General features: G+C 59.9%; 15 protein-coding genes. 6 read left to right on the top strand and 9 right to left on the bottom strand.

What is annotated here, in order from left to right; genetic code table 11:
• Window positions 1-45 precede the first annotated feature (45 nt).
• Both ACI77D_RS00075 and ACI77D_RS00070 read right to left on the bottom strand, forming a co-directional pair.
• Window positions 46-1,059: a zinc-binding alcohol dehydrogenase family protein gene (locus ACI77D_RS00075; protein WP_407015836.1), complete on the bottom strand. Its 1,014-nt coding sequence runs from the start codon at window positions 1,057-1,059 to the stop codon at window positions 46-48.
• Between the two features lie 24 nt (window positions 1,060-1,083).
• On the bottom strand, window positions 1,084-1,377 hold the full coding sequence (locus ACI77D_RS00070; RefSeq protein ID WP_064450523.1) for a putative quinol monooxygenase: 294 nt from the start codon (window positions 1,375-1,377) through the stop codon (window positions 1,084-1,086).
• Window positions 1,378-1,495: 118 nt separating this feature from the next.
• Here ACI77D_RS00070 and ACI77D_RS00065 point away from each other — a divergent pair, with 118 nt between their 5' ends.
• The 3 genes from ACI77D_RS00065 to ACI77D_RS00055 all read left to right on the top strand — a co-directional run bounded on the left by ACI77D_RS00065 (window position 1,496) and on the right by ACI77D_RS00055 (window position 4,719).
• Window positions 1,496-2,422 (top strand): LysR family transcriptional regulator, encoded by a 927-nt coding sequence (locus ACI77D_RS00065; RefSeq protein WP_064450524.1) that lies wholly within the window; start codon window positions 1,496-1,498, stop codon window positions 2,420-2,422.
• Between the two features lie 137 nt (window positions 2,423-2,559).
• Window positions 2,560-3,246, top strand: a complete 687-nt coding sequence (locus ACI77D_RS00060; RefSeq protein WP_064450525.1) for a helix-turn-helix transcriptional regulator — start codon at window positions 2,560-2,562, stop codon at window positions 3,244-3,246.
• 102 nt (window positions 3,247-3,348) lie between these two features.
• Complete coding sequence (locus tag ACI77D_RS00055; protein WP_064450526.1) at window positions 3,349-4,719, top strand: MFS transporter; 1,371 nt, start codon at window positions 3,349-3,351, stop codon at window positions 4,717-4,719.
• Between the two features lie 134 nt (window positions 4,720-4,853).
• Here the strand turns inward: ACI77D_RS00055 and ACI77D_RS00050 are convergent, their stop codons facing one another.
• Window positions 4,854-5,807: an adenosine deaminase gene (locus ACI77D_RS00050; protein ID WP_407015835.1), complete on the bottom strand. Its 954-nt coding sequence runs from the start codon at window positions 5,805-5,807 to the stop codon at window positions 4,854-4,856.
• A 194-nt stretch (window positions 5,808-6,001) separates the two neighbouring features.
• Between ACI77D_RS00050 and ACI77D_RS00045 the strand changes: the two genes are divergently transcribed.
• Window positions 6,002-7,093 carry a calcium:proton antiporter gene (locus tag ACI77D_RS00045; protein WP_064450528.1) on the top strand — a complete coding sequence of 364 codons (1,092 nt, stop codon included), beginning with the start codon at window positions 6,002-6,004 and terminating at the stop codon, window positions 7,091-7,093.
• A 134-nt stretch (window positions 7,094-7,227) separates the two neighbouring features.
• Here ACI77D_RS00045 and ACI77D_RS00040 read toward each other — a convergent pair whose 3' ends face one another.
• The 6 genes from ACI77D_RS00040 to ACI77D_RS00015 all read right to left on the bottom strand — a co-directional run bounded on the left by ACI77D_RS00040 (window position 7,228) and on the right by ACI77D_RS00015 (window position 13,398).
• Window positions 7,228-8,586 carry an 8-oxoguanine deaminase gene (locus ACI77D_RS00040; protein ID WP_407015834.1) on the bottom strand — a complete coding sequence of 453 codons (1,359 nt, stop codon included), beginning with the start codon at window positions 8,584-8,586 and terminating at the stop codon, window positions 7,228-7,230.
• Window positions 8,587-8,780: 194 nt separating this feature from the next.
• Window positions 8,781-9,467: an SDR family oxidoreductase gene (locus ACI77D_RS00035; protein WP_221293823.1), complete on the bottom strand. Its 687-nt coding sequence runs from the start codon at window positions 9,465-9,467 to the stop codon at window positions 8,781-8,783.
• A gap of 186 nt (window positions 9,468-9,653) precedes the next feature.
• On the bottom strand, window positions 9,654-10,235 hold the full coding sequence (locus ACI77D_RS00030; RefSeq protein ID WP_407015833.1) for an IMPACT family protein: 582 nt from the start codon (window positions 10,233-10,235) through the stop codon (window positions 9,654-9,656).
• 12 nt (window positions 10,236-10,247) lie between these two features.
• Window positions 10,248-10,907: a TetR/AcrR family transcriptional regulator gene (locus tag ACI77D_RS00025; RefSeq protein ID WP_053254183.1), complete on the bottom strand. Its 660-nt coding sequence runs from the start codon at window positions 10,905-10,907 to the stop codon at window positions 10,248-10,250.
• A gap of 87 nt (window positions 10,908-10,994) precedes the next feature.
• On the bottom strand, window positions 10,995-12,389 hold the full coding sequence (locus ACI77D_RS00020) for a uracil-xanthine permease family protein (protein ID WP_128592035.1): 1,395 nt from the start codon (window positions 12,387-12,389) through the stop codon (window positions 10,995-10,997).
• 88 nt (window positions 12,390-12,477) lie between these two features.
• A complete protein-coding gene (locus ACI77D_RS00015) occupies window positions 12,478-13,398 on the bottom strand; it encodes a LysR family transcriptional regulator (protein WP_064450533.1) in 921 nt (306 codons plus the stop codon).
• A gap of 125 nt (window positions 13,399-13,523) precedes the next feature.
• Here ACI77D_RS00015 and ACI77D_RS00010 point away from each other — a divergent pair, with 125 nt between their 5' ends.
• Window positions 13,524-14,873 (top strand): aspartate aminotransferase family protein, encoded by a 1,350-nt coding sequence (locus ACI77D_RS00010; RefSeq protein WP_064450534.1) that lies wholly within the window; start codon window positions 13,524-13,526, stop codon window positions 14,871-14,873.
• Window positions 14,874-14,912: 39 nt separating this feature from the next.
• A complete protein-coding gene (locus ACI77D_RS00005) occupies window positions 14,913-16,406 on the top strand; it encodes a CoA-acylating methylmalonate-semialdehyde dehydrogenase (protein WP_053254187.1) in 1,494 nt (497 codons plus the stop codon).
• The last annotated feature ends 88 nt before the right edge of the window (window positions 16,407-16,494 follow it).

Raw genomic sequence — 16,494 nt, 5'->3', positions numbered from 1 at the left:
GTCCATTACTCACATGAATAATGCACCACACCGACAGACTTTCTATTAGAACCCTTCCAGCACAATCTTGCCCTTGGCCTTGCCGCTTTCCAGCAGCGCATGGGCACGGCGCAGGTTTGCCGCATTGATCACACCGAAGTGCTCGCCCACCGTGGTTTTCAAGGTGCCGGCGTCGATCAGTTCTGCCACGCGGTTGAGCAGGTTGTGTTGTTCGATCATGTCCGGCGTCTCGAACATCGAGCGTGTGTACATGAACTCCCAGTGCAGCGACAGGCTCTTGCGCTTGAGCTTGCTCACATCCAGCGCCTTGGGGTCGTCGATCAATGCCAGCTTGCCTTGAGGTTCCAGGGCTTCCACCAGTTGGTCCAGGTGATGGTCGGTCTGGGTCAGGCTGGCAACGTGGGTCACGTGTGGGTGGCCGGCGTTTTTCAGCGCTTCGCTCAACGGTTGGCTGTGATCGATCACCAGGTCGGCGCCGAGCGCCTTTGCCCATTCCTGGGTTTCCGGGCGCGAGGCGGTGCCGATGACTTTCAGCGCGGTGAGCTGGCTGGCCAGTTGGGTCAGGATCGAACCCACACCGCCAGCGGCGCCGACGACCAGCAGGCTCTGGCCTTCGTCCTGTTTCCCTTCACGTACTTGCAGGCGTTCAAACAGCAGCTCCCAAGCGGTGATGGCGGTCAGCGGCAGCGCGGCGGCATCGCTGAAACCCAGGCTTTTGGGCATGTGGCCGACGATGCGTTCATCCACCGTGTGCAGCTCGCTGTTACCGTCCGGGCGGACCAGGGAGCCGGCGTAGAACACCTTGTCACCGGCTTTGAACAACGTCACTTCGCTGCCGACGGCCTTGACCACACCGGCCACGTCCCAGCCCAGCACCTTGGCGGCGCCATTTTCCGGGGCTACGTTCTGGCGCACCTTGGTGTCCACCGGGTTGACCGAGATGGCTTTGACCTCCACCAGCAAGTCGCGTGGGCCGGCGACGGGCTCTGGCAGTTCGATGTCTTGCAGGGATTTTGGATCGTTGATCGGCAGTGAGGCGTAGTAGGCAATAGCTTTCATGGGGACTCCGGAAAAAGACGGTAATCAGGCGAGAAACTTCAGGCGCTTGAGTTCGAAGTGTTCGATCACATCGGCAGCCTTGGCGCGGAAGTTCTGGATATGCGGGCTCTGGTCGTGATCGGCCAGCGCTGCCTCGTCACTCCAGCGTTCGAGCATGTAGAAGGTCTCGGGGTGTTGCAGGTCCTGATGCAGGTCGTACTGCTCGCAACCGGCTTCGAGGCGGGTCGGTTCCAGCAAATCGCGCAACAGGGGCTCGAGGGTGGCGTGTTGGCCGGGTTTGGCGATCAGCGTGGCGATGACGTTAAAGGCAGCGGACATATTCGACTCCTGGCACGTGATGAACGGTATGGGCAGATGATTGGCTATTTCCCATCAAGATAAAAGCGGCTAAAACAGCAGTCTGTTTCAATAGAATTTTGATAGTGGGTGGGAATGCATGCTGCGCTTTGATGATTTGCAGTTGTTTGTGCGGGCGGCGGACCTGGGCAGTTTGTCGGCGGCGGCACGGGTGATGGACCTGTCGCCCGCGGTAGCCAGCGCCGCGTTGAAGCGTATCGAGCAGCAACTCGGTGCACGCTTGCTGGCACGTTCCACCCGCAGCCTGCGTTTGACTGCCGAGGGCGAGGGCTTCCTGGAATATGCCCGCGCCGCGTTGAGTTCGCTGGACGAAGGGCGGCGCTTGTTGGCCAGCGGGCAGGACCATGTCAGCGGCGTGTTGCAACTGTCGGCACCTTCGGACTTCGGGCGTAATCAGTTGTTGCCGTGGCTGGATGAGTTTCAGCGTGAATACCCGCAACTGAACATACGCCTGCTGCTCGGCGACCGGATGGCCGACCTGTTCCGCCAGCCGGTGGACATCGCGCTGCGCTACGGCGAGCCTGAAGACTCCAGCCTGATCGCGCTGCCCATCGCCCCGGATAATATCCGGGTGCTGTGCGCCGCACCCAGCTACCTCGCCCGGCATGGCGAACCCCGCCATCTGGAGCAACTGGCCCAGCACAATTGCCTGCTGTACATGCTCGGCAGTCGTGTGCACGACCATTGGAGTTTTCACGATGGCAAACGCGAGGTCAGCCTGACGGTGACCGGGGACCGCTTCAGTGACGACGCCGATGTGGTGCGCCGCTGGGCAGTGGCGGGGGTCGGCATTGCCTACAAATCCTGGCTGGATGTGAGCAGCGACGTTTTGGCCGGGCGCTTGCGCTTGATCCTGCCGGAGTTGCGTGGCGAGCGTACGCCGCTCAATTTGCTGTGCGCCCACCGTGCGCAATTGAGCAAACCCATTAACCTGCTGCGGGAAATGCTCGTGTCCCGTTGTGCGGTTTTGACCGCGCAGCGGCCGGGGCCATTGCGTACTGCGTAATCGCCTTCACTACAGCAGGAAATTTCACTCAGATCCTGTCCCAATCCGCGCTGTCAGACGCCGCGGAGCGGGCGGTTTGCGCCCTTATACTTCGGTTCCAACCGCAGCAGACAAATGATTTAACAAGGAGTGAATACATGGAAGAAGCACCTTGCATCAGTCAGATCGCCAGCTTGCTCGCTGAACCCAAGCGCACCGCGATGCTCTGGTCCTTGATGGACGGCTCGGCAAAGACTTCGGATGAGTTGGCGACACTCGCCGGGCTGTCAGCGGCATCGGCCAATGCGCATTTGGCACGTCTGACGGGCGGCGGTTTGCTGCGGATCGAGGCTCGGCGTGGCAAGCGGCTCTATCGTGTAGCGGCTACCGATGTGAGTGCCGCTATCGATGCCTTGGCCAGTACCACCATGGCCAGCGCGGCGCGTGGTTCACCGCTGGCTGTGCCGCAGGCATTGGCAGCCCCGGCATCATTGCGTCATGCCCGGTTATGTCATGGGCATCTGGGCGGTGAGTTGGCGGCAAGGCTGTACCGGCGGATGCTGGAAGCAGGCTGGATCAACCGTCATGAACAGCGCACCGACGTCACCGTCAAGGGCGCTCAGCATCTGGCGGGCCTGGGTATTTTTACCCAGGCACTGGCAGCACCCCTGGCCTGCGACTGTGTTGATTGGAGTCAGCAGCAACCGCACTTGGGGGGCACGTTGGGGGTGGGGCTGTTGCAACTCTTTTTACAGTCCGGATGGATCAACGTGATCAACGAGTCCTGCGCTTTGTCGGTGACCGATATCGGGCTTGCGCAAATCAACCGGCTGACTGCGGGATAGACGCAAGCGTCGTTCAGAGTTTCAGTCAGGTCGTATCCAGCAATAACCGGGCAAAACGATGCCGCACACTCGCTTTGGGGATTTTTCACACAGGGGTGCGGCATGGGTATGCAAGGCTATAGCGCAGCGGAACGGTTGGAACGGTTGCCCATCAGCGGTTACCACCGAATCATCTTCATCATCATCGCCCTGGCGTTTTTCTTCGACTCCATGGACCTGGCGATGATGACCTTCCTTTTAGGTTCGATCAAAACCGAGTTCGGCCTGAGCACTGCCCAGGCGGGGTTACTCGCCAGTTCGAGCTTTTTCGGCATGGTGGTCGGTGCTTCTTTATCCGGCATGTTGGCTGATCGTTTTGGGCGCAAACCGGTGTTCCAGTGGAGCATCGTGTTGTGGGGCATCGCCAGCTACCTGTGTTCCACGGCGCAGACGGTGGAGACGCTGACGCTGTTTCGCATCCTGCTGGGGATCGGCATGGGCATGGAGTTTCCGATCGCGCAGTCGATGCTTTCAGAACTGATCCCCGCCAAAGGGCGCGGGCGCTATATCGCCTTGATGGATGGCTTCTGGCCTTTGGGTTTTGTCGCGGCGGGTGTGCTGTCTTATTTCCTGCTGCCAGTGATTGGATGGCGGGACATCTTTTTGGTGTTGGCGGTGCCGGCGGTGTTTGTGTTGGCGATTCGATTTTTTATCCCGGAGTCGCCGCGCTGGCTTGAGCAGGCAGGGCGGCATGAGGCTGCAGATAAGGTGTTGCAGGGCATTGAGCGCAAAGTGCGTGAGTCCCTGGGCCGCGCTGACTTGCCGGAGCCGATTGCCTTGCCACGTGTGGAGAGCGTGCCGGGCACTTTTTTCTCGGCGTTTCAGCAATTGTGGTCGGCGCAGTACCGCCAGCGCACGATGATGATCTGGAGCGTGTGGTTTTTTGCCTTGCTCGGCTTCTACGGGCTGACGTCCTGGCTGAGTGCGTTATTGCAGCAGTCGGGTTTTGCCGTGACGCAGTCGGTGTACTACACGGTGATCATTTCCCTGGGCGGGATTCCCGGGTTCCTGATGGCGGCCTGGCTGGTGGAGCGCTGGGGGCGCAAACCGGTGTGCGTCGTGACATTGCTGGGCGGCGGGGTGATGGCGTTTTTGTATGGGCAAAGTGCGGTATTCGGCGGCAACGTAGGGCTGCTGATTACTTCAGGGTTGTTGATGCAGTTCTTTCTGTTTGGCATGTGGGCGGTGCTGTACACCTACACGCCTGAGCTGTATCCCACCTCGGCACGGGCGACGGGCTCCGGGTTTGCGTCGGCGATTGGCCGGGTCGGGTCGTTGCTGGGGCCGTTGGTGACCGGGCTGGTGTTCCCGATAACCGGGCAGGGCGGGGTGTTTGCCCTGGGCGCGCTGTGCTTTGCGGTGGCGGCGCTGGTGGTGTGGGTGTTCGGGAAGGAGACGAAGGGCAAGACGCTGGAAGAGCTCACCGAGGCGTGAGACTGATGAGGTCAATGTGGGAGCCGGGCTTGCCCGCGATAGCGGTAGGCCAGGCTATAGATGGCTGACTGATACACCGCCATCGCAGGCAAGCCAGCTCCCACATTGATCTCTGTTGCGTCAGCTGTAGTTGCTTATGGTTTTACCAACCGCGCATCCAGGCTGTTCTGCGCCAGGCGTTTGGCCTGGTCCTGGGTCATGCCCAGCGAGGTGTGCAGCGCGTGGAAGTTCTCGGTGACATAACCGCCGAAGTACGCCGGATCATCCGAGTTCACGGTCACCTTCACGCCACGCTCGAGCATGTCGAGGATGTTGTGTTGATCCATGTCATCGAACACGCACAGCTTGGTGTTGGACAACGGGCACACAGTCAGCGGGATCTGCTCGTCGATGATCCGTTGCATCAAACGCTCGTCTTCGATAGCGCGCACGCCATGGTCGATCCGCTGGATTTTCAGCAGGTCGAGGGCTTCCCAGATGTACTCGGGCGGGCCTTCTTCGCCGGCGTGGGCCACGGTGAGGAAGCCTTCATGACGGGCACGGTCGAACACACGCTGGAACTTGCTCGGCGGGTGACCCATTTCCGAACTGTCCAGGCCCACGGCCACAAACGCGTCACGGAACGGCAGCGCCTGGTCGAGGGTTTTCTCGGCTTCGGCTTCACTCAAATGGCGCAGGAAACTGAGGATCAAGCCGCTGGTGATGCCCAGTTGCTGTTCGCCATCTTTGAGTGCCGCCGCGATGCCGTTCAGCACCACTTCAAATGGCACGCCACGGTCGGTGTGGGTTTGCGGATCGAAGAATGGCTCGGTGTGGATCACGTTCTGTTCTTTGCAGCGCAGCAAGTAAGCCCAGGTCAGGTCGTAGAAATCCTGGGAGGTGCGCAGCACATCGGCGCCCTTGTAATACAGGTCGAGAAACTCTTGCAGGTTGTTGAAGGCGTAGGCCTTGCGCAGGGTTTCGACGTCGTTCCACGGCAGCGCAATCTTGTTGCGTTCGGCCAGGGCGAACAGCAACTCAGGCTCCAGCGAGCCTTCCAGGTGCAGGTGCAATTCAGCCTTGGGCAGGGCGTTGAGCCAATCGTACATGTCTAAATTCTCATCAGGTGCAATGGCGGCATTCTACAGGCCATGGCTGAAATAATCGGCAAAACCTGACCAGCAGGAGAGTATTCGTTTTTCTTCACGTATAGGCCTTGTGAACTAAGGTGTAACGAAACGTTAGCAGCGTGGTGCAGTCTGTACCCCATCAATGACTGATTAGCCGTATGAAAAGGCCCGGAATGCTCACATCCCTCAAGCAAGAAAAATACATGCTGCTGGCGCTGATTGCCGCCATTGCAGCCTACCCGCTGGAGCACTGGATGCTCCACAACGGGCAAATGGTGGCGCTGCTGGCCGGCGTAACACTGATCGGCTTTATCGTCGTGGCGTCGATGCGCGTGGCGCACCATGCCGAACAACTCGCGGAAAAAGTCGGTGACCCCTATGGCACCATGATCCTGACGCTCGCCGCCGTGCTGGTGGAGGTGGTGATCCTGGCGATCATGATGAGCAACGAGCCGTCGCCCACGTTGGTGCGTGACACCATCTATTCGGCGGTGATGCTCGATATCAACGGCATCCTCGGCCTGGCCGCATTGATGGGCGGCATCAAGCATGGCGAGCAGTCCTACAACGACGATTCGGCACGTACTTACAGTGTGATGATCCTCACCGCGATGGGCGTGTCGATGGTGGTGCCGGAATTTATCCCAGAGGCTGACTGGAAAATTTACTCGGCCTTCACCATCGGCGCGATGGTGGTGCTCTACACCTTGTTTCTGCGCATGCAGGTAGGGCCGCACAGCTATTTCTTCAGCTACAGCTACCCGGAAAAACGCCGCAAAAAACAGCCTGAAGAACAGCAGGAACCGCCGATAAGTCTGGCGTTCTCCATCGGTACGCTGGTGTTCGGGGTGATTGTGATCGGCGCGCTGGCCGAGGTGATGTCCAAGACCCTCGACCTGGGCCTGGAAGGCACCGGCGCACCGCCGGTCATCACGGCAATTGTGGTCGCGGCCATTTCGGCGGCACCGGAAATTTTGACTGCATTGCGCGCGGCCCTGGCCAACCGTATGCAATCTGTCGTGAACATCGCCTTGGGCGCTTCATTGTCGACCGTCATTCTGACGGTGCCGGTGATGGAGGCCATGGCGCTTTACACCGGCCAGCCGTTCCAGATGGCGATGACGCCGGTGCAGACCGTGATGGTGTTGATCACGCTGGTCGTCAGCGCGATCAACCTCAACGATGGCGAAACCAACGCCATCGAAGGGATGACCCATTTCGTGTTGTTTGCGACCTTTATCATGCTGTCGCTGCTTGGGTTGTAACCGATTTAGTAGTGCCGAAGAACTCATGTGGGAGCGGGCTTGCCCGCGATGGCGGTGGTTCAGTCACCTTCAGCGTCGACTGGCATACCGCTGTCGCAGGCAAGCCCGCTCCCACATTTTGATTTATGTTTGACTCAGGTTCCGGCGATCAACTGCCGCGCCGCCTGGGTGTGGTCGGCGATCAAGCCTTTGAGGTCCAGGCCTTCAACCTGGCCGTCGATGACTCGCCATTTGCCGCCAATCATCACCCTGTCCGCACGGTCGGCGCCGCATAACAGCAGCGCCGAAATCGGATCGTGGCTGCCGGAGAAACGCAGCTCGTCGAGTTTGAATAGCGCCAGGTCAGCCTGTTTGCCTACCGCCAACTCACCGATGTCCGTACGCCCCAGCAGTTGCGCCGAGCCCTTGGTCGCCCAGCCCAGCACGCCTTCAGGCGTGATCTTTTCGGCGCCGTAACGCAGGCGCTGAATGTACAGGGCCTGGCGGGCTTCGAGAATCATGTTGGACGCATCGTTGGAGGCGGAACCGTCCACGCCAAGGCCAATGGGCGCACCGGCGGCAAGCAGGTCCAGGGTCGGGCAGATTCCGGAAGCCAGGCGCATATTTGAACTCGGGCAATGGCAGATACCCGTGCCTGCAGCCCCCAGGCGCGCGATTTCATCCGGGTTGAAGTGAATGCCATGGGCCAGCCAGGTGCGTGGGCCGAGCCAGCCGACACTGTCGAGATAATCCACGGTGCGCAGGCCGAAACGCTGCAGGCAGAAGTCTTCCTCGTCGAGGGTTTCTGCCAAATGCGTGTGCAGGCGCACGTCGAGTCTGTTGGCCAGTTCGGCACTGGCTTCCATGATTTCCGGCGTCACGGAAAACGGCGAGCAGGGTGCCAGGGCAATCTGGATCTGCGCGCCGTCGCCACGCTGGTGGTATTCGCGGATCAGGCGTTGGCTGTCTTCAAGAATGACTTGGCCTTGTTGCACGGTTTGTTGCGGCGGCAGGCCGCCATCGGCTTCGCCCAGGCTCATGGAACCTCGGGTGAGCATGGCGCGCATGCCCAGTTCGCGCACGCTATCCACCTGTACGTCGATGGCATTTTCCAGACCGTCGGGAAACAGGTAGTGGTGATCGGCTGCCGTGGTACAGCCCGAGAGCAGCAGTTCCGCGAGCGCGACTTTTGAGGCCAGGGCGAGTTTTTCAGGGGTTAGCCGTGCCCAAACCGGATACAGGGTTTTCAGCCACGGGAACAACGGCTGATTGACGACCGGCGCCCAGGCGCGTGTCAGGGTTTGATAGAAATGGTGGTGAGTGTTGATCAAGCCGGGAAGAATCACGTGCTCACGGGCGTCGAACACTTGTCCACAAGGTACTGCGGGCTCTTGGCCCCAGCCCAGCACTTCGGTGATCACACCGTCTTGCAGCACCAGGCCACCACGGGCATCGAGGCCATTGGCAGTGAAAATCGCGAGGGGGTTTTTTAACCAGATACGGGTCGCAGGCATTGGCCGGCTCCTCTGAATGATGGGTTCAGGTTTGCCAGCTCAGTGTTGCCCTGTCTGCTGATCCAGGGTCGCCGGTAAAGGCGAGGTGGCTAGATTACGTGTAGTTCGCGATCTGGTCTAGGTGTAGGAAATCGGGTGCGATCAGTGTGGGAGGGAGCAAGTCGCGCGCCCTCCCACCTGTTGAACCGTGGTCCTTACCAGGCGATGGTGTCGCCTTTGTAGTCGACAAAATGATGGCCGCCCTTGCCTGTGTAGGCATTCACCTGATCCACCAGGCCGCGCACGCTGGTGTCGACATCAATCTGTGCGTTTTCGCCGCCCATGTCGGTCTTCACCCAGCCCGGGTGCAGCGACAGCACGGTGAGTTTGTGGTCGCCCAGTTGGGTGATAAAGCTGTTGGTCATGGAGTTGAGTGCGGCCTTGCTGGCCTTGTACAGCGCCAGGTCCGAACCATCGGGAATGGTCACGCTGCCGAGCACTGAGCTCATGAAGGCCAGAACGCCGCTGTCTTTGCGGATCTGCCCGACAAAACGCTGGGCCAGGTTGATCGGCGCGACGGCGTTGGTGAAAAACAGCTGGCCGACTTCCGCCAGGGTGGCGTGGCCGGGTTCCTGATTGGCCGGGCCTTTGACGCCCGCGTTGACGAACAGCAGGTCGAAGGTGCGGTCCTTGAGGCGCTGGCTCAGGGCGATCACGGCTTGCTGATCGTCCATGTCCAGTTTCTCGATCTGTACCGGGCCAACGGCTTTCAGGGCATCGGCCTTGTTCGGATCGCGCACGGTGGCGGTCACGTCCCAGCCGTCCTGGAGCAATTGCTTGACCAGGCCAAGGCCCAGCCCGCGCGAGGCGCCGATGATCAGTGCAGTTTTTGGCGTAGACATGCAGGGCTTCCTTTGAAGTCGCGGTTCAGGGAATTGAGCGAACTACATTAGCGCAGACTTGGGTAAATGGCGCGAAGTCTCATTGGACAAAAAGTGAACAGCGCGCGCAACGCCTTGTGACAGAAGGGTTACAGGCTGATGTGCTCAGGTTATCCACAGGCGGGTGCACAGTAGATGTGGGCAGTTTCAGCGTTCCAGCAGGATACGCCCACGGCTCAGGTCGGCGAGTTGAGTCTGCAGCGTGTCGATGTGTGCTTTTCCCAGCGCAAGCTGTAACTCGACGCCGTTGGCGGTGAAGGTTTCTTCCATCACCAGCCCGCCCAGTTCGGCAACGCGCAGTTTCACCAGGTTCAATTCGGAAAAGCCGCAGGCGCAACTCAGCGGTACGCGGCTGATCAACTCGATGCGGTCGGCAGTCTGCAGGCATTTGTTTGCACCGCCGCCGTAGGCACGGGCCAGGCCGCCGGTGCCCAACTGGATGCCGCCGTACCAGCGAATCACCAGTACCGCGACTTGATCAAACCCCTGGGCTTCGATGGCCGCCAGAATCGGTCGCCCGGCAGTGCCGCCGGGCTCACCATCGTCATTGCTGCGGTACTGGTCGGCCAGTTTCCAGGCCCAGCAGTTGTGCGTGGCGTTCAGGTCACTGTGCTGCTCGAAAAACGCCTGGGCGTCTTGCGGGCTGGTGATCGGCGCCGCCAGGGTGATAAAGCGGCTTTTGCGTATTTCTTCACGAAATTCGCAAAGGCCTGTGAGCGTGAAAGGCATAAATCGCTTCGTTTATAGGGCCGGCTTGATGCCACAGCCTTTGAGAATGATGTGGATCAGGTTGGTGCCGGCGTCTTCCATGTCTTGCTTGGTCAGCTTGGTGCGCCCGGTGACGCGGCAGATCTGGGTGGCGAAGTCGGCGTAGTGCTGGGTGCTGCCCCACAGCAGGAAGATCAGGTGCACGGGGTCGATGGGGTCCATCTTGCCGGCGTCGATCCAGGCCTGGAACACGGCTGCCCGACCGCTGAACCAGGCACGGTAGTCCTGGCTGAAATATTCGGTAAGGCATTCGCCGCCACTGATGATTTCCATGGCGAAGATCCGCGAAGCTTGCGGGTGGCGCCGGGAAAACTCCATCTTCGTACGGATGTAGCGGGTGAGCGCCACGGCCGGGTCGTCCTCGGCGGTCAGCGCGTTGAAGGTGCTATCCCACAGTTCAAGGATATTGCTGAGCACCGCGATATACAGGCCGAGCTTGTTGGTGAAGTAGTAATGCAGGTTGGCCTTGGGCAGCCCGGCACTCGACGCAATGGTGTTCATGCTGGTGCCTTTGTAGCCATGGCGCGCGAACTCGTCTTCAGCAGCCTGGAGAATCGCTTGTTCGTTCTTTTGCCGAATGCGGCTGGCAGGTTTACCGGCGTGGTTGCTGTGGGCAGGAACTTCGAGGCTCATGGAGGTTTCCGTGCTGATCGATAGAGACGACGTGTGCACAGATAACCCACCCTCAAGCCTCAGACAAGTCCCGATGCAATAAAACCGTCAAAGCGGTTCCAGCGTGTCGCTTTCCAGTGCGTGGTTTGCGGCAACTGATGTTGCTTTGGCTTCCGGCAATAACAGGCACAACACGATAGCGGTCAGGCCGCCGCTGGTGATGGCCGAGTCGAACAGGTTTTGCACCAAGGGCGGCATCAAATGCAGCAGGTTCGGCTGGGCGGCAATGCCCAGGCCGACACCAAATGAGGTGGCGATGATCAGCATGCTGCGCCGGTCCAGCGGTGCCTGCGCGAGGATGCGCACACCGGCGGCGGCCACGCTGCCGAACATCACCAGGGTCGCGCCGCCCAATACCGGCTTGGGGATTTGCTGCAGTACGGCGCCAATCAGCGGAAACAAGCCGAGGCAACACAGCACCACGCCGATGTATAAGCCGACGTAGCGGCTGGCCACGCCGGTGAGTTGAATCACGCCATTGTTCTGCGCGAAGGTCGTGTTAGGGAAAGCGCTGAAGGTGGCGGCGATCATGCAACTCACGCCATCGCCGAGTACGCCGCCTTTGAGCCGGCTTATATAAGACGGGCCGCTGATAGGCTGGCGAGCGATCATGCAATTGGCGGTGAGGTCGCCGACGGTTTCGATGCTGCTGATCAGATAAATCAGCGCGATGGGCAGGAAGGCGCTCCAGTCGAAATTGAAACCGAAGCGAAACGGTATCGGCAGGCTGACCAGCGGCAGGTCGGGCAAGGCTTGCGGCACCAGCTTGCCACTGAACCATGCCGCGAGGCTGCCGAGGGCCAGGCCGATGATGATCGCCGAGAGGCGCACCCACGGGGTGTTCGAGCGGTTCAGCAGGATGATGGTCAGCACCACGAACAGGCCCAGGGCCAGGTTGGTTGGCGCGCCGAAGTCGGGGGCGTTGAAACCACCGCCAAGGTCGGTGATGCCGACTTTGATCAGGCTGATACCGATCAAGGTGATGACGATTCCGGTGACCAATGGCGTGATGACTCGGCGCAGTTGCCCGATAAACCGGCTCAGCACAATTTGTACCGCTGCGCCGAAGAAGCACACGCCGAAGATCATTGCCATGATGTCCTCCGGGCTGCCGCCACGTTGCTTCACCAGGAACCCCGCCGACAACACCGCGCCGAGAAACGCAAAGCTGGTGCCTTGCAGGCAGATCATCCCGGCACCGATACCAAAAGGTCTACGCGCCTGGATGAACGTTCCTGCGCCGGAAACCATCAACGCCATGCTGATCAGGTAGGGCAGGTGGGCGGTGAGGCCCAGGGTGGAGCCGATGATCAGCGGTGGAGTGATGATGCCGACGAAGGCAGCCAGCACATGTTGCAGGGCTGCCAGTAGAGCGGGGATCGGTTTGGGGCGATCGTTGAGGCCGTAGATCAGGTCGCTGGGGCTGGAGGATTCTGGTGGCATGGCGGGCAAACTCGAGGCGGACGGTTCAAGGTCCTTGCTCCCTTGCAAAAAGCTGTCCAGTTGCTCAGCTTTTAGCGAAAGGCGCGCGTTAGCGCGTTGCCGCCAGACTCTCGAGAAAGCTTTCCAGCACCAAATGAGGGCGACGCCCCTTGCGCGTGACCGATGCGAGGCTTAAATCGTAAAAACGGGTAGCCGGTTTCAGCGCGCGCAGTCGGCCTTGTTGTACCCAAAGACTGGCGTAGTGATCGGGCAGGTAGCCGATATAGCGGCCGGTGAGAATCAGGAAGGCCATGCCTTCGCGGTCCGAGGCGCTGGCGGTGCAGTTGAGTGCCTGGTAATGGGCCTGGATGTCGGCGGGCAGGCGGAAGGTTGGGGCGATGGCGTCCTGGCTGTCGATACGGGTGTCGTCCAGTTGCTTGTCGTCGGCATAAAACAATGGGTGGCCGACCGCGCAGTAGAGCAGCGAGCGCTCGCTGTACAGCGGTTGGTATTCGAGGCCCGACAAGGCGCTGGCCTGGGGCACCACACCGACATGCAGGCGGCCGTCGAGTACACCTTGCTCGACTTCGTTGGGGGCGATCATGCGGATCTGGATTTGCACGTCCGGGCCGCGTTCCTTCAGCTGCGCCAGGGCATGGGTGATGCGCATATGGGGCAGGGTGACGAGGTTGTCGGTGAGGCCGATGATCAACTCGCCGCGCAAATGCTGGTGCAGTCCGTTCACCTCAGTGCGAAAACTTTCCAGGGCACTCAATAGCTGCAGGGCCGATTGATAAACCTCACGGCCTTCTTCGGTCAGGGAGAACCCGGCGCGCCCGCGTTGGCACAGCCTTAATCCGAGGCGTTGCTCCAGGTCGCTCATTTGCTGGCTGATAGCCGAGCGGCCGATACCCAGTACGGTTTCCGCCGCCGAAAAGCCACCGCACTCCACCACGCTGCGGAAAATGCGCAACAGTCGAATATCGAAGTCGCTGACTTGGGCCAGAGGATCGGGTCGACGGATGCTCATAGTTTAGTGAAGGCCTGACTGAAGGTTAGAAGAGTTGAATTTCACCGACTTTATCCCCGTGGCAATTTAGCTGCAAGAACGCTTTTCAATCCCGACGCTGCCTTTTGCCTTGCGAGGTTTTGCTGATGAACATGCCCGAAAACGCCCCTTCGTCCCTGGCCAGCCAACTGAAGTTGGATGCTCACTGGATGCCCTACACCGCCAACCGTAACTTCCAGCGTGACCCGCGCCTGATTGTGGCCGCCGAAGGCAGCTGGTTGACCGATGACAAGGGCCGCAAGGTGTACGACTCATTGTCGGGCCTGTGGACGTGCGGCGCAGGGCACACCCGCAAGGAAATCCAGGAAGCTGTGTCCAAGCAATTGGGCACCCTGGACTACTCCCCGGGCTTCCAATACGGTCATCCATTGTCATTCCAACTGGCAGAAAAGATTACCGACCTGACCCCAGGCAACCTGAACCACGTGTTCTTCACTGATTCCGGCTCCGAGTGCGCCGATACCGCAGTGAAGATGGTGCGCGCTTACTGGCGCCTGAAGGGCCAGGCGACCAAGACCAAAATGATCGGCCGCGCCCGTGGTTATCACGGTGTGAACATTGCCGGTACCAGCCTGGGTGGCGTCAACGGTAACCGTAAGCTGTTTGGTCAGGGCTTGATGGATGTTGACCACCTGCCTCACACCTTGCTGGCGAGCAATGCCTTCTCCCGTGGCATGCCGGAGCTGGGCGGTATCGCCTTGGCCGATGAGCTGCTCAAACTGATCGAATTGCATGACGCGTCGAACATCGCTGCGGTGTTTGTCGAGCCGATGGCCGGCTCCGCTGGCGTGCTGGTGCCCCCGCAAGGTTATCTCAAGCGTCTGCGGGAGATCTGCGACCAGCACAACATCCTGTTGGTGTTTGATGAAGTGATCACCGGTTTCGGCCGTACCGGTTCGATGTTCGGTGCTGACAGCTTCGGTGTGACCCCGGACCTGATGTGTATCGCCAAGCAAGTCACCAATGGCGCGATCCCGATGGGCGCGGTGATTGCCAGCAGCGAGATCTACCAGACCTTCATGAACCAGGCGACGCCGGAGTACGCGGTGGAGTTCCCCCACGGCTACACCTACTCGGCGCACCCGGTGGCTTGCGCCGCTGGCCTGGCGGCATTGGACCTGTTGCAGAAAGAAAACCTGGTGCAGAGCGTAGCCGAAGTCGCCCCGCACTTTGAGAATGCGCTGCACGGTTTGAAGGGCAGCAAGAATGTGATCGACATTCGCAACTACGGCCTGGCCGGTGCAATCCAGATTGCCCCGCGTGACGGTGATGCCATCGTGCGTCCATTCGAGGCTGGCATGGCTTTGTGGAAAGCCGGTTTCTACGTGCGCTTTGGCGGTGACACCCTGCAGTTCGGGCCAACCTTTAACAGCAAGCCGCAGGACCTGGATCGCCTGTTCGATGCGGTCGGCGAAGTGCTGAACAAGATCGATTGATTTCTCCTTCTATATAGAACAACTTTTCAGGAGCCCCGCATGAGCCTTATCCAGCATTTGATCAACGGCCAGTTGGTCAGTGAGTCCGGTCGTACTGCCGATGTGTATAACCCGTCCACCGGCCAGGTGATTCATCAGGTGCCGTTGGCCAGCCGCGAAACCATTCAACGTGCAATCGACTCGGCCAAGGCTGCCTTCCCGGCCTGGCGTAATACCCCACCGGCCAAGCGTGCTCAGGTGATGTTTCGTTTCAAGCAATTGCTGGAGCAGAACGAGGCACGTATCTCGCAGTTGATCAGCGAAGAGCATGGCAAGACCTTGGAAGACGCTGCGGGCGAATTGAAGCGCGGGATCGAGAACGTGGAGTACGCCTGTTCGGCGCCGGAGATTCTGAAGGGCGAATACAGCCGTAACGTGGGGCCGAACATTGATGCGTGGTCGGATTTCCAGCCGTTGGGCGTAGTGGCCGGTATCACCCCGTTCAACTTCCCGGCGATGGTGCCGTTGTGGATGTACCCGCTGGCGATCGTGTGCGGTAACTGTTTCATCCTGAAACCCTCGGAGCGTGATCCAAGTTCGACGCTGCTCATTGCACAGTTGCTGCAGGAGGCTGGCCTGCCTAAAGGCGTGTTGAGCGTGGTACACGGTGACAAGGGCGCGGTGGATGCGCTGATCGAAGCACCGGAAGTGAAAGCGTTGAGCTTTGTAGGGTCGACGCCGATTGCCGAATACATCTACTCCGAAGCGACTAAACGCGGCAAACGCGTGCAGGCGCTGGGCGGGGCGAAGAACCACGCAGTGCTGATGCCGGATGCGGATCTGGATAACGCCGTGAGCGCCTTGATGGGCGCGGCGTATGGTTCCTGCGGTGAACGCTGTATGGCGATCTCGGTGGCCGTGTGCGTGGGTGACCAGGTAGCGGATGCGTTGATTGCCAAGCTGGTGCCGCAGGTCAAGGCACTGAAGATCGGTGCGGGCACTTCGTGTGGTCTGGATATGGGGCCGTTGGTGACTGGCCAGGCGCGGGACAAAGTCAGTGGCTATATAGAAGACGGTGTGGCGGCGGGTGCCGAGCTGGTGGTGGACGGACGTGGCTTGAGTGTTGCCGGGCATGAAGAGGGCTTCTTCCTGGGCGGCAGCCTGTTTGACCGTGTGACCCCTGAGATGCGCATCTATAAAGAAGAGATCTTTGGGCCGGTGTTGTGTGTGGTGCGAGTTGATAGCCTGGAAGCGGCGATGCAACTGATCAATGATCACGAGTATGGCAATGGCACCTGCATCTTCACCCGTGATGGGGAGGCGGCGCGCCTGTTCTGTGACGAGATTGAAGTGGGTATGGTCGGTGTTAACGTCCCGCTGCCGGTGCCTGTGGCGTATCACAGCTTTGGTGGCTGGAAGCGGTCGTTGTTTGGCGACTTGCATGCCTATGGGCCCGATGGGGTGCGTTTCTATACCCGGCGCAAGGCGATTACCCAGCGTTGGCCGCAACGGGCCAGCCATGAAGCCTCGCAGTTTGCCTTTCCTAGTTTGTAAGGCGTTGTAGTGAAAAGCCGGCCCCTTGGGGCCGGCTTTTGCGTTTTGTGGCCTTTTTGACCTATATGACAGAAATATGAAAAAGGTG

This window comes from Pseudomonas sp. O39 (genome assembly GCF_045447295.1).
GTDB lineage: Bacteria > Pseudomonadota > Gammaproteobacteria > Pseudomonadales > Pseudomonadaceae > Aquipseudomonas > Aquipseudomonas antarctica_A.
The sequence above is the reverse complement of the archived record's forward strand: the minus strand, read 5'-3'. Positions and strand labels throughout refer to the sequence as shown.